Source organism: uncultured Roseibium sp. (assembly GCF_947499295.1).
Taxonomy (GTDB): Bacteria; Pseudomonadota; Alphaproteobacteria; order Rhizobiales; family Stappiaceae; genus Roseibium.
On record NZ_CANMNP010000009.1, the window covers coordinates 80536 to 92836 of the forward strand.

The 12301-nt window shown below is 56.8% G+C and carries 13 protein-coding genes; 11 read left to right on the forward strand and 2 right to left on the reverse strand.

Features of this window, described 5'->3' with window-relative positions:
• Positions 1-26 precede the first annotated feature (26 nt).
• The 7 genes from Q0835_RS15400 (at position 27) to Q0835_RS15430 (ending at position 7890) form a co-directional block, all read left to right on the forward strand.
• Positions 27-548 (forward strand): hypothetical protein, encoded by a 522-nt coding sequence (locus Q0835_RS15400; protein WP_298962663.1) that lies wholly within the window; start codon positions 27-29, stop codon positions 546-548.
• 234 nt (positions 549-782) lie between these two features.
• A complete protein-coding gene (locus tag Q0835_RS15405; RefSeq protein WP_152500556.1) occupies positions 783-1715 on the forward strand; it encodes a ribose-phosphate pyrophosphokinase in 933 nt (310 codons plus the stop codon).
• Positions 1716-1926: 211 nt separating this feature from the next.
• Positions 1927-2934, forward strand: a complete 1008-nt coding sequence (locus tag Q0835_RS15410; RefSeq protein WP_298962666.1) for a BMP family protein — start codon at positions 1927-1929, stop codon at positions 2932-2934.
• 84 nt (positions 2935-3018) lie between these two features.
• Complete coding sequence (locus Q0835_RS15415; protein ID WP_298962668.1) at positions 3019-4566, forward strand: ABC transporter ATP-binding protein; 1548 nt, start codon at positions 3019-3021, stop codon at positions 4564-4566.
• Positions 4563-5645 (forward strand): ABC transporter permease, encoded by a 1083-nt coding sequence (locus tag Q0835_RS15420; protein ID WP_298962671.1) that lies wholly within the window; start codon positions 4563-4565, stop codon positions 5643-5645. The genes Q0835_RS15415 and Q0835_RS15420 overlap by 4 nt, the downstream gene beginning before the upstream one ends.
• Positions 5642-6586: an ABC transporter permease gene (locus tag Q0835_RS15425; protein ID WP_298962674.1), complete on the forward strand. Its 945-nt coding sequence runs from the start codon at positions 5642-5644 to the stop codon at positions 6584-6586. The genes Q0835_RS15420 and Q0835_RS15425 overlap by 4 nt, the downstream gene beginning before the upstream one ends.
• 11 nt (positions 6587-6597) lie before the next feature.
• Positions 6598-7890 carry an amidohydrolase family protein gene (locus Q0835_RS15430; protein WP_298962677.1) on the forward strand — a complete coding sequence of 431 codons (1293 nt, stop codon included), beginning with the start codon at positions 6598-6600 and terminating at the stop codon, positions 7888-7890.
• Between the two features lie 39 nt (positions 7891-7929).
• On the opposite strand, the gene Q0835_RS15435 is transcribed toward Q0835_RS15430, so the two are convergent.
• Positions 7930-8694, reverse strand: coding sequence for a hypothetical protein (locus Q0835_RS15435; protein WP_298962680.1), 765 nt, complete (start codon positions 8692-8694; stop codon positions 7930-7932).
• Positions 8695-8783: 89 nt separating this feature from the next.
• Between Q0835_RS15435 and Q0835_RS15440 the strand changes: the two genes are divergently transcribed.
• Both Q0835_RS15440 and Q0835_RS15445 read left to right on the forward strand, forming a co-directional pair.
• Positions 8784-9335 (forward strand): MarR family transcriptional regulator, encoded by a 552-nt coding sequence (locus Q0835_RS15440; protein WP_298812499.1) that lies wholly within the window; start codon positions 8784-8786, stop codon positions 9333-9335.
• Between the two features lie 9 nt (positions 9336-9344).
• Entirely contained in the window at positions 9345-10031 is a 687-nt protein-coding gene (locus Q0835_RS15445; RefSeq protein WP_298962683.1) for an MOSC domain-containing protein, read from the forward strand.
• A 25-nt stretch (positions 10032-10056) separates the two neighbouring features.
• On the opposite strand, the gene Q0835_RS15450 is transcribed toward Q0835_RS15445, so the two are convergent.
• Complete coding sequence (locus Q0835_RS15450) at positions 10057-10398, reverse strand: TfoX/Sxy family protein (protein ID WP_298962686.1); 342 nt, start codon at positions 10396-10398, stop codon at positions 10057-10059.
• A 325-nt stretch (positions 10399-10723) separates the two neighbouring features.
• Between Q0835_RS15450 and Q0835_RS15455 the strand changes: the two genes are divergently transcribed.
• Positions 10724-11359, forward strand: a complete 636-nt coding sequence (locus Q0835_RS15455) for a 50S ribosomal protein L25/general stress protein Ctc (protein WP_298962690.1) — start codon at positions 10724-10726, stop codon at positions 11357-11359.
• Between the two features lie 140 nt (positions 11360-11499).
• Positions 11500-12243 (forward strand): aminoacyl-tRNA hydrolase, encoded by a 744-nt coding sequence (pth, locus tag Q0835_RS15460; protein WP_298962693.1) that lies wholly within the window; start codon positions 11500-11502, stop codon positions 12241-12243.
• Positions 12244-12301 lie beyond the last annotated feature (58 nt).

Genomic DNA, 12301 nt, shown 5'->3' on the forward strand with positions numbered 1-12301 from the left:
ATCGACAAAGAGAGCCAGGCATCTCCATGGTCCGTTTTTTCAACCAGACTTCTGATTTTCCTCTGCGCCTGATCGCCGGACTTCTGGTCGCAGGTCTTTTGGCCGCCTGTCAGGCCTCGCCGCAACCGCCGACCTCCATCACGTCGGCTGCACCCGCGCCATCCCTGTCTGGTCCTTCGGATGAGGCAGAGGGCGTCACATTTGCCTTTGAACCCTTTACCGGCGCGCCAGGTAATATTGCCGATGAACTATCCGAATTCATCGGAGCGGAAGCGCGCAAACAGGGCATCACTCTGGTTCGACGCGTTGGCGCCAGCGCGACCTATCGAGTGAATGGCTATCTGTCCGCCACCGGACAGCCGTCAACGGGAACCGTTTTCTATGTTTTTGACATTGTCGACGGGTCCGGACGCCGACTCAATCGAATCTCGGGCACCGAATCCACCGGCGGCTCGTCTGGTGATCCCTGGCAGTCGGTCAATTCTGGGACATTGTCGCGCATCGCAAATCGCTCGATGGTAGAAATCAAGGCCTGGCTCAACCGATAATGAAACGGTTAGCCGGGCAATTATCGCTGTGTGTCAGAAATTTTAAAAAAAACAGGTGTTCTGCCCCTTACGGCGGTTGTGGTCGAGGTGGTTGATTGCTAAAACGCCGCCGCCTGCCGAAGGATCTTGCAAAGATCTTGCGGCGTCCGGCAACTCGATAAGATCTAGTCCATTTCCGTGCCTTCAAGGATCTTCCCTTGAAACACGGTGTCGCACCAGAAGGACTTGCGGCTCATGAAGATCGTCGCGGGCAATTCGAACCGAGCCCTGGCAGAGGAAATCTCCACTTACCTGGATGTACCTCTGGCCAAATGCCAGGTCCGGCGATTTGCCGACCAGGAAATCTTCGTTGAAATTCAAGAAAACGTGCGTGGCGAAGATGTCTTCGTCCTGCAGCCAACCAGCTACCCGGCAAACGACCACCTTATGGAATTGCTCATCATCATCGATGCGCTTCGCCGTTCCTCCGCACGTCGTATCACCGCGGTAATCCCCTATTTCGGCTATGCCCGGCAGGACCGCCGCGCTTCCGGTCGAACGCCGATCTCGGCCAAGCTTGTGGCGAACCTCATCACCGAAGCAGGTGCAGACCGCGTTCTAACCCTGGATCTCCACGCCGGACAGATCCAGGGTTTTTTCGATATACCGACCGACAACCTGTTTGCAGCTCCGGTCATGACACGCGACATCAAGGAACGTTATGCCACCGACAACGTCATGGTGGTGTCGCCGGATGTCGGCGGTGTGGTCCGTGCCCGCGCGCTCGCCAAGCGAATCGAGGCTCCCCTCTCCATTGTCGACAAGAGACGCGACAAGCCCGGAGAATCGGAAGTCATGAACATCATCGGCGAAGTGAATGGCTATGACTGCATTCTTGTCGATGACATCGTCGATAGTGGTGGTACCCTTTGTAACGCTGCCGAAGCATTGCTTGCGAAAGGTGCCAAGTCGGTGACGGCCTATATCACCCACGGCGTCTTGTCCGGAGGTGCTGTCGCGCGCGTGGCATCTTCGAAACTCAAGGAATTGGTCATCACCAATTCCATCGAGCCGACAGCGGCAATCACCGCAGCCTCCAACATACGGGCAATCTCGATTGCGCCCCTGATGGGAGAGGCAATCAACCGTACCGCGCTCGAAAAGTCCGTATCCAGTCTGTTCAACTAAGACGGATTTCATCGCGACCTTGAAGAAACGCCGGCTTGTCCGGCGTTTTTTATTGCTTGAAACCAAGGTTGCTCCTGACCTGCCAGATTTCCAAAACGGCAGAAATTTTCCCAATTGATCAAAAAATTCCACTCTGGCGCACTGCACAGCTTGTGGGCACGCATATTTTGTGATCAACTTTTTCCGCAAAAATACCTTCCAGGGGACTCAAATGCACACTTCAAAACCATTTTCGAAGGCCCGCAGGGCCCTCCTGTCGGCTGCCTTGGCAGTCACAGTGGCTGCAGGCTTTGTGTACTCGCCGGCAGAAGCTGCAGATCCGATCAAGGTCGCTGCCATCTACACCGTTCCGGTTGAACAACAATGGGTCAGCCGCATCGACAAAGCGCTGAAAGCTGCCCAGGAACGCGGCGAAATCACCTACACATTCTCAGAAAATGTCGCCAACACCGACTATGAGCGCGTCATGCGCGAATATGCCGAGCAAGGTATGGATCTTGTTGTCGGCGAGGCGTTCGCAGTCGAACGCGCTGCCCGTAATGTGGCCGCCGAGTATCCGGAAACGGCTTTCCTGATGGGCTCGTCCTTCGGCCCGGCGCAGCCGAATTTTGCTGTTTTCGACAACTGGATCCATGAGCCAAGCTATCTGTCGGGCATGATCGCCGGTGCCACGACCAAATCCAACGTCATCGGTATGGTCGGCGGCTTCGCGATCCCGGAGGTCAATCGATTGATGCACGCCTTCATGGATGGTGCGACAGCGGTTAATCCCGATGTGAAGTTTCTCGTGACCTTCATCAACTCCTGGTACGATCCGCCCAAGGCGAAAGAATCCGCGTTTGCCATGATCGACAAGGGCGCCGACATTCTTTACGCCGAGCGCTTCGGCGTGTCCGACGCAGCCAAGGAAAAGGGTCTTCTGGCAATTGGCAACGTGATCGATACCTCCGGCGACTACCCGGGCACCATCCTCTCATCCGCTCTGTGGCACATGGAACCAACCATTGACCGGGCAATCGGAGCAGTTGTCGACGACAGCTTTGAACCGGCAGACTACGGTCCCTTCAGCTTCATGTCCTATGGCGGCGGCAGTTTCATTGTCGACGAGAGCCTCGCCCCGGCAGATGCCGTTACAGCCGCCAAGGAGAAAGAACAGGAAATCCTGGGCGGTCTGTTCCGCGTAAACGTGAACGACACAGAACCGAAATCCACCATGTAATGGTGATTGCCGGCGATCATCAGATCGCCGGCTCTTCCCCGCCCCGCCAGGCGGCGGCCACATTTCTTACATCCGGAGCTCTGCATGACCGCACCTGTACAGGAGGCTGCGCTCGCCCTGCGGTTGGACGGCATCACCAAACGGTTTGGTGCGCTGACGGCGAACGGCGACGTTTCGCTTGATCTTCGCAGCGGTGAAATTCTTGCTCTTCTGGGCGAGAATGGCGCCGGAAAAACCACTCTGATGAACATACTCTTCGGCCACTATGTTGCCGATGAGGGACAAGTGCTGGTCAATTCCGGGAATGGAAGTCTCACAGAACTCGAGCCGGGATCTCCCCACGCAGCGCTTGAGGCCGGTATCGGCATGGTGCATCAGCACTTCACACTGGCTGAGAACCTGAGCGCCCTCGACAATATCCTCCTGGGCACACAAAGCCTCGCGACACTTTCCACCGCACGCGCACCGGCACGCGCGAAACTTGAGGATCTGATGGCACGATCCGGATTGACGGTGTCGCTGGATGCACGCATTTCCCAACTGTCCGTCGGCGAAAAACAACGCGTTGAAATCCTTAAGGCGCTTTATCGAGATGCCCGTGTGCTTGTGCTCGATGAACCGACAGCGGTCCTCACACCGCAAGAATCAGAAACCCTGTTCGCAACGTTGAAGACACTTGCTGATGACGGTCTCGGGATCATTTTCATTTCCCACAAACTTGCAGAAGTGATCGCATCCTCGCATCGCGTCGCTGTCTTGAGAGGCGGTTGCAAGGTTGCCGATCTGCCGACAGCCAGCTGCGACCAGCGCAAACTGGCCGAGCTCATGGTGGGGCACGAAATCGTTGAGACCATTCGCACCGAAAAGGAAGCCGGAAGGTCGCTGTTCGTCCTCAAAAGGATATTCGCGGGCCAAGGTCGCGACGCACTGCAAGATGTGGATCTCGACTTGAAGTCGGGTGAGATCCTCGGGATTGCAGGTGTATCCGGAAATGGTCAGACGACTTTCGCCAAAGTCATTTCCGGGTTGGAGCCGATAGTTTCCGGAGAAATGCTTCTTGAAGACCAGCCGCTCACGCATGTTGACGCGCGCAAGATGATTGATATCGGTCTCGCCCGTATTCCCGAGGATCGTCATCATGACGGCATTGTCGGTGCAATGAGTGTTTCGGAAAATCTGGCGATTGAATCCATTCGCAAACCCGAAAACCAAAGTTTTGGATTGCTGCGCTTTGCTGCGATCCGGGAACGCGCCCGTAGCCTGATCAAAGCCTATGACATCCGATGCCAGAGCGAAGACAGTCCGGCGCGGCTGCTCTCTGGCGGAAACATACAGAAGATTGTTCTGGCCCGTACCTTGGAGACAATGCCAAAGGTCGTCCTCGCTGCTCAGCCGTCCCGCGGTCTTGATGTCGGAGCGACATCGGACGTTCACAAACGTCTTCTTGCCGCTCGCGACAGGGGAGCCGGTGTCATCCTGATCTCCGAAGACCTGGATGAACTGATGCGTCTTTCCGACCGTATAGCCGTGATCCATCGCGGAAAACTCTCTGAAGCGAACCCGACTGAAATGCTCGACCGGAGCACACTCGGCTTGCGTATGGCGGGCCATGATGGAGAAGAAGCCGCATGATCCGCTTTGAACCCAGAGGTCCGGTCCCCGTTTCCAGGGTGCTCTCTGTATTGGTTGCTGCTGCAGTGGCCGCCCTGTTACTTGCAGCCATTCCCATGGCGTTTGCCGGGCTGTCCGTTTTTGGTGCCTACGGCCTGATGGTCAAGGGTGCCTTCGGATCAATGTTTGCTTTTACCGAAATGCTCACGCGCGCCACACCCCTGATCCTGACCGGTCTTGCGGCTGCCGTCGCCTTTCGGGCAAAGCTCTGGAATATTGGCGCTGAAGGACAGCTCTATGCTGGTGCCATGGCTGCCGTTGCCGTCGGCACAGGCGCCTTTGGAGGCCCATCGTTGTTCCTTATACCCCTGGTCATTCTGGCCGGGGCACTTGCCGGCGGGCTTGTCATGCTCGGGCCAACGCTTTTGAAGACCCGCCTCGGTGTCGATGAAGTGGTCACCACGCTCCTCTTGAACTTTATCATCTTGCTCTTTGTCCAGATGATGCTGGAAGGCCCAATGAAGGACCCGATGGGAATGGGCTGGCCCCAATCAGAACCCATCCTCGATGAGGCTGCGCTGCCGAAGTTGATGGCCCGAATGCGCATTCACTGGGGCCTGATCATTGCGCTTGTTGCCTCGCTCGGCGTCTACTTTATGCTTAAGCGCACGGTCTGGGGCTTCGAAATCCGCGCTGTTGGAGAAAATGCAGCAGCGGCGCGCCATTCCGGCATCCCGGTAACCGCCACTTTCGTTCGGGTCGGGCTGATTTCCGGGGCTTTGGCTGGCCTTGCCGGTGTCGGTGAAGTTGCCGGATTGAAAGGGTATCTGACTGCGGACCTGTCGCCCGGTTTCGGGTATTCCGGCATTGTCGTAGCCATGCTGGCAGGCCTTTCTCCCGTCGGTGTGATTATCGCGGCCCTCTTCATCGCCAGTATTTTCGTTGGGGCAGACTCAATGTCCCGCGCAACAGGTGTTTCCAACTATCTGGCTGACCTGATGGTCGCCATGTCCCTGCTCTGCGTTCTGGTGGCCGGATTGTTCTTGAGGTTCAAGATCCGCCTTGTCGGTGCTCCGGCTGCAAAGGAGACAGCAAAATGATCGAGATCCTGGACATTCTTCTGTCTGCAAATTTCTGGGCGGCCGCGCTGCGTATCGCAACGCCTTTGATATTCGGCGTGATCGGAGCACTGATTTGCGAGCGTGCCGGGGTCCTCAATCTCGGCATTGAAGGTATCTTCACTGCAGGTGCAATGGCGGGCTGGATGGCCGTCTGGCTTGGGGCTGGCCTGTGGGGCGGTGTCTTCGTTGCCGCATGTGCGGGCGCTCTGTTCGGGCTGATCCATGCGATCCTGACAGTACCGCTCGGCCTATCGCAGCATGTTTCCGGGATCGGCGTAACGCTCTTTGCGACTTCGCTCAGTTATTTCATCTATCGTACAGCCTTGCCCGACGTCTCTTCACCGCCCCGCATCGACGCATTTCAGCCGCTCGACATTCCAGTGCTCAGCGAGCTGCCATTCATCGGTCCTGCGCTCTTTCAGCAAACCCCGCTGACATTTCTGGCCCTCTTTCTTGTTGTGGCAACAGCATATGTTCTCTACAGGACGCCTCTCGGTCTGGCGATCCGGGCCGTCGGCGATAATCCTTCAGCCGTTGAGTCACAAGGCCTTTCCGTCTATGCGATCCGCATCGGAACAGTCGTCGCCGGATCCGCCATCATGGCCCTTGGCGGTGCCTTCTTGACGATGTCCGCCTTTGACGCCTTTTTCTTCGGCATGGTCAACGGTCGCGGGTGGATCTGCATCGCACTCACCGTATTTGCGTCCTGGCGGCCCGGCAAAGCACTGATTGGTGCGCTGCTCTTCGGCGCATTCGATGCCTTCCAGGTCAGGCTCCAGACGGAAGTCGGCAGCTTCATTCCAGGTCAGATCTTCCTGATGATGCCGTATCTGTTTTCGATCGCTGCGCTGATCGTGGTTGCCCGCCGGGCAGACTACCCGAGAGCACTGCTTGTTCCCTATTTCCGCGGCCAACGCTGAGGTGTGCCCTGATGAGCTTTGACCTTCTCGTAAAGAACGCCAACTTGCCTGACGGCAGGACCGGCGTAGACATTGCGTGCCGCAATGGCCGGATCGAAGCCATTGAAACCGGCATCGCCGCAGAAGCTCAAACGGTCATCGACGCGGCTGACAATCTGGTGTCGCCCCCTTTCGTGGACAGTCACTTCCATATGGATGCGACGCTTTCACTGGGGTTGCCACGCATGAACCGGAGCGGCACGCTCCTGGAAGGCATCGCGCTTTGGGGAGAGCTCAAGGAGATACTGACCGTCGACGCTGTTGTTGAGCGCGCCCTGAAATACTGTGACCTTGCAGTGTCTCAAGGTCTTTTGGCTATTCGGACACATGTCGATGTCTGCGATGACAGGCTGACCGGCGTCAAAGGGTTGCTGGAGGTTCGCGACAGAGTGAAAGACTATATCGACCTGCAGCTTGTCGCATTTCCGCAAGACGGTCTTTACCGCTCTCCAAATGCGGAGGCCAACCTTTTGACAGCCCTCGACATGGGGGTCGATATCGTCGGCGGCATTCCGCATTTTGAACGCACCATGGATGATGGTGCCCGGTCCGTCAGAAGGCTTTGCGAAGTGGCAGCAGAACGCGGTCTCATGGTCGATATGCATTGCGACGAAACCGACGACCCCATGTCTCGCCACATTGAAACGCTCGCCTACGAAACCCAACGCCTTGGCTTGAAGGGCCGTGTAGCCGGCTCGCACCTGACGTCCATGCATTCGATGGACAACTATTACGTTTCCAAGCTTTTACCGCTGATTGCCGAAGCCGAGGTGCACGCCATCGCAAACCCGTTGATCAACATCACGCTCCAGGGGCGCCACGACACATACCCGAAACGCCGTGGACAAACGCGCGTTCCGGAAATGCGCTCCTACGGCATCAATGTTGCCTTTGGCCATGACTGCGTGATGGACCCCTGGTACTCCATGGGGTCAGGTGACATGCTTGAAGTGGCTTCAATGGGGCTCCACGTCGCACAGATGACAAGCCGCGAAGCGATCCGCTATTGCTTCGACTGCGTCACCAGCCATCCGGCAAAAGCCATGGGGCTTGAGGACTACGGCCTTGCAAAAGGCTGCAAGGCCGATTTCGTCATGCTTCAGGCACGTGATGCAATCGAGGCGATCCGTCTCAAGGCAACAAGGCTTGCGGTGGTCAAAGGCGGGAAAGTCATTGCCACAACGCCAGCGCGTCAAGCGCAACTGACCTTGCAAGGTCGCCCGGACATCGTCGACCCAGCCTCCTATGCGCCATCAGAAGGCTGATCAGGACGGCCGTGCCGGGGGGGCCCGGCACAACAGGGTTCAGTGATCAGCAATTTCACCCGGCAAACTCAGGTCGCCAGACGCAATATCAAATACATCAACGACACATAGCAGCGGTGCGTGGATACTCTGATTGACCCTCAACGCCGAGGTGACGCCGTCATACTTCAGTCCATCCACGAGCGACGCGTCGCTGAACGCAACATTGATGGTGATTTCCTGCTCGTCCAGAAACGGTGAAAAGCCAGGGCTGTCGATATAGAGCGGGAGGCCCGGCCAGGTTGCCGGCATTTTCGGACTGGCCCCATCCGGGATGTCCTGTACTGACAAGGCTCCAGGCCCGCAAGCCTCGTTCGCCGTCAGTACAACCCAGTGCGAATGCCACTTTGCGCCGTCATTGCCGACATCGCCGTCCCCATCTTCGTCAAAGAGCGGTGTGTCGTCGAAATCAGGATGGCTCGTGGCGGCCAGTGCCAAGATGCCTTTGCCGCCTTCAAAACCCACACTCGCCGGTTCAAGTGACGTCGGCCAGACGTAGGAATGCACTGGTGCGCCGGCCAAATCGCCCTTCTTCTCAGGCACCGTTGCCCCGGCACTTCCCGCCAGTGTCATGTGAAACGTCACGATACGGCCCTTACGGTGCACATGCGCGGCAAGGATGTCGTAATTTTGGTCGGCCCCTTCTTTTTCCGGTGACAGGACCGCTTCTTCCTGATTGAGCGCGTGATGGCCGTGGTCCCCGCCGGCAAGAGATGCGGCCGGCACTCCAGCGATCAAAAGACTTCCAAGGATCTGTTTCAACATTTGCCTATCTCCTTTTCTGAAGGCAGACATTTAATAATAGCGAGTCGAAACTATTGCAAGTTTAATTTCGACTCGCTACATATGAATTCATGAACGACCTCTCCGAAGCACAACAGATTCGAGACCTGATCGACCGCCTGACCCGGTTGAGCGCCGCTGAAGAGTGGAATGGACCGTTGAACCCGTCGCAATTTGCTGCGCTCAGCTATCTGGCGCGGGCAAACCGTTATTCGCGCGCGCCTTCACATGTCGCTGATTATCTGGCAACAACGCGCGGTACGGCGTCACAGACCCTCAAGGCGCTGGCGCGCAAGAGCCTGATTGACGAAACCCGTTCAGACGCCGACAAGCGCAGCATCCGATATGACGTTGCACCAGACGGTTTGGACCTTCTAAAGGTCCCGTCCGGTCTGGACGAGGTCATCAACGAATTGCCAAATGAGACATCATTCGTGCTGACGGCCGGGTTGAAGGCTCTCGTGAACGCAATGCTGCTTCGGCGTGACAACCGATCCTTCGGGCTCTGCCGAACCTGCAAACATCATCAGGGCCGTGAAAAAGGTGGATACTGCAAACTGCTTGAGGTCGAACTGTCGCCGGTTGAAACCGGTCAGATTTGCCACGAACACGCAGCAACATGAGGCAACTGCATGACTTTGAAAGCGAAAATCCTCAGCATTTATACCGGCGAGCCCGAGAAGCTTTGGGAAGACAAGGACCAATCCGCGATTCGTAAGACACTGGTCACCGGTCCGCAAAAGGTCAATCGCGATGGCCTCTTATCGGACAGTCAGGCAGACCGCGCTGTTCACGGAGGCCCTGAAAAGGCCCTGCACATCTACCCTTCCGAACACTATTCGTATTGGCGCGAAGTTTTTCCCGACCGCCAGGATATCTTCAAGCCGGGTGGCTTTGGAGAGAACTTCGCATCGGAAGGGTTTACGGAAGCGGAACTTTGTCTCGGCGACGTATTTGCTGCCGGCACCATACGTGTCCAGATCTCCCAGGCCCGGCAACCATGCTGGAAACTCAACATGCATACCGGCAATCCGGCACAGGCCGCACACTTTCAAAAAACCGCGCGGACTGGATGGTATTTCAGGGTTCTGCAGGAAGGCCATATTGAAGCAGGCGACGAGCTGACACTTGTCGAACGCCCCTGCCCGGAATGGAACCTGAAGGAAGTGATCCATGCCAGGTTCAGCCCGCGCGTGGATCCGCAGATGGCACGGGCCCTGTCCGAGCTCCCGGAATTGGCCGAACCTTGGCAAAAGGCGTTTGCCAAAAAGGCCGATCCGGCATTCCAGGAGGATACGTCCCGTCGGCTCAAAGGGTGAACCATTCCCTCACGACAAAGAAAGGTCACTTGGGTTTCAGTGTCATTGCATTTGCCACGGCCAGATCCAGCCAGTCGCGAAGGATGTCATCGGTGGCATCGTCTTCAGCCACAAAGAACAAGCCACTCATTACCCGTCCACCCTGCACCATTGGTGTTGCACCGGGCAGCGTTTCCGCTGTTCCATGATTGTCTTTCCCGACCCGGAACATGAACCGCCTTTCTCCGTCCTTCGTGCGATCGGCACCGCACACCATATGTCCGTTGAGTAGGAAGCACATGCCTCCCATCATCTTCTTTTCGGAAAGCCCTCCTCTGCCCTCAAGTGCATCGCGCAGCCTGTTGTTGAGATCCTCGTCGATTGCCATTGCAGCTCCATCCGTTCTGTCCTGAGCAGTTTTGTACGGACGTCAAAAACAGTCAACCTTTCAGTTGAGTAATTAAATTCCTCCAGATCGGGTGGAGCCGAACCAGTGGCAGATGGACGTTGACCTTGCGAATTTGCGCTCAATTTCGGTGCCTGAAACAACAAACTTGGTACGGCAGCCTTGCGCATTCGTTGGTGTTTCTGTATGTACGCGCTCGCGCCTGCACCCCTGGAGGAGGCGCATGTGGATCGATCCCGAACATCTGAAAGTCTTTTGAAGGCGCCAAGGTTCGCCGATCCGTTCTTAATACACCAAGGAGTTTCCCATGGCTTCCAGCTATGAGCTGAAGGCGTCGGCACGGGACCGGGTGGGCAAGGGGGCCGCACGGGCACTGCGTCGCGAAGGCCTTCTCCCCGCCGTTATCTACGGCGACAAGAAACCGGCACTGCCGATCACCATTCCGGTGAAAGAGACAACCATTACCCTGCACAAGGGTGGCTTTACCGCACAGATCGGCACGATCGACATCGACGGTGAAAAGCATCAGGTTATCGCCAAGGACTTTCAGCTGCACCCGGTGCGCGATGACGTCCTGCATGTCGACTTCCTGCGTGTTGCCAAAGGTGCAACGCTCACGGTCGAGATTCCTGTCCAGTTCATCAATGAAGAAGACTGCCCGGGCCTGAAAAAAGGCGGCGTCCTCAACATTGTCCGTCACACGGTCGAAATGAACGTGCCTGCGGACAGCATTCCTGAAGCACTGGTTCTGGATCTTGCCAAAGCTCAGCCAGGCGACAGCCTGCACATTTCCGCAGTCGATCTGCCGAAAGGCGCTGAGCCGACCATCACCGACCGCGACTTCACCATCGCAACGATTGCGGCTCCGGCCGGCATGAAAGAAACCGACGAAGGTGAAGAAGCAGAAGCCGCTGAAGAAGGCAACGAAGAAGCAAGCGAATAAGCTTCACTTCTGTTACAACAACAAGGAGGCGGCCACCGCCTCCTGCCTCGGCACTCCATCACGGAGCTGGCTCGGGGACGACTTCAGAGCAGCCGATTGGGCTGCTTTTTCGTTTCAACAACAGACGTGAAGGGCACACTATGAAGCTGATCGTCGGTCTCGGTAATCCAGGTGCGAAATACGCTGGAAACCGACACAACATTGGTTTCATGGCCCTGGATGAAATCCACCGGAGCCATTCTGCTTTTCAGCCTTGGCGCGCCAGGTTCCAGGGCCAGGTTTCTGAAGGACGCCTCGGCACGGATAAGGTCCTCCTGTTAAAGCCATCTACCTACATGAACGAAAGCGGCCGTTCAGTGGGTGAAGCTATGCGCTTTTACAAGCTTCAGCCTGAGGACCTTGCTGTCCTCTACGATGAACTTGACCTGCCACCTGCCAAATTCCGCATGAAAAAGGGCGGTGGTCACGGTGGCCACAATGGATTGCGCTCCATCTCTGCCCATATCGGGCCGGACTACCGGCGTCTTCGCCTCGGCATCGGTCACCCCGGCGACAAGAAATTGGTTTCGAACTATGTTCTCGGCGACTTTGCAAAGTCAGATCAGGACTGGCTGGTTCCGCTCTTCGATGAAATCGCAAGACATGCCGACTTGCTTGCGGCTGGACAGGACAGTCAATTCGCCAACAAGCTGACGCTTGCACTTGAACCGCAAAAGACCCAGCGAAAAGGCAAACCTGAAGACGCAAGCGAGCGTCCCGGCGGGCCGGCTGCAAAGCCAAAGGGACAAAGCCACATTCGGCAGGCACGTCAGCCCAAGCCTATGAAGATGCCCAAGTCCGGGCCGATGTCCGACATGCTGAAAAAGCTGTTCGGCAACGACTGACCCTGGCTGCAGCGAATGCTGCGGATCGTCAGCGGCGACGCAAAAACCGCGCGATAGG

What these genes read in the sequence shown, in the direction of transcription:
- Q0835_RS15405 (WP_152500556.1), top strand. Translation starts at nt 783, where the DNA reads ATGAAGATCGTCGCGGGCAATTCGAACCGAGCCCTGGCAGAGGAAATC.
- Q0835_RS15450 (WP_298962686.1), bottom strand. Translation starts at nt 10,398, where the DNA reads ATGGCAATCGACGAGGATCTCAACAACAGGCTGCGCGATGCACTTGAG.
- Q0835_RS15455 (WP_298962690.1), top strand. Translation starts at nt 10,724, where the DNA reads ATGGCTTCCAGCTATGAGCTGAAGGCGTCGGCACGGGACCGGGTGGGC.
- Q0835_RS15440 (WP_298812499.1), top strand. Translation starts at nt 8,784, where the DNA reads ATGAACGACCTCTCCGAAGCACAACAGATTCGAGACCTGATCGACCGC.
- pth (WP_298962693.1), top strand. Translation starts at nt 11,500, where the DNA reads ATGAAGCTGATCGTCGGTCTCGGTAATCCAGGTGCGAAATACGCTGGA.
- Q0835_RS15410 (WP_298962666.1), top strand. Translation starts at nt 1,927, where the DNA reads ATGCACACTTCAAAACCATTTTCGAAGGCCCGCAGGGCCCTCCTGTCG.
- Q0835_RS15420 (WP_298962671.1), top strand. Translation starts at nt 4,563, where the DNA reads ATGATCCGCTTTGAACCCAGAGGTCCGGTCCCCGTTTCCAGGGTGCTC.
- Q0835_RS15415 (WP_298962668.1), top strand. Translation starts at nt 3,019, where the DNA reads ATGACCGCACCTGTACAGGAGGCTGCGCTCGCCCTGCGGTTGGACGGC.
- Q0835_RS15430 (WP_298962677.1), top strand. Translation starts at nt 6,598, where the DNA reads ATGAGCTTTGACCTTCTCGTAAAGAACGCCAACTTGCCTGACGGCAGG.
- Q0835_RS15435 (WP_298962680.1), bottom strand. Translation starts at nt 8,694, where the DNA reads ATGTTGAAACAGATCCTTGGAAGTCTTTTGATCGCTGGAGTGCCGGCC.
- Q0835_RS15400 (WP_298962663.1), top strand. Translation starts at nt 27, where the DNA reads ATGGTCCGTTTTTTCAACCAGACTTCTGATTTTCCTCTGCGCCTGATC.
- Q0835_RS15445 (WP_298962683.1), top strand. Translation starts at nt 9,345, where the DNA reads ATGACTTTGAAAGCGAAAATCCTCAGCATTTATACCGGCGAGCCCGAG.
- Q0835_RS15425 (WP_298962674.1), top strand. Translation starts at nt 5,642, where the DNA reads ATGATCGAGATCCTGGACATTCTTCTGTCTGCAAATTTCTGGGCGGCC.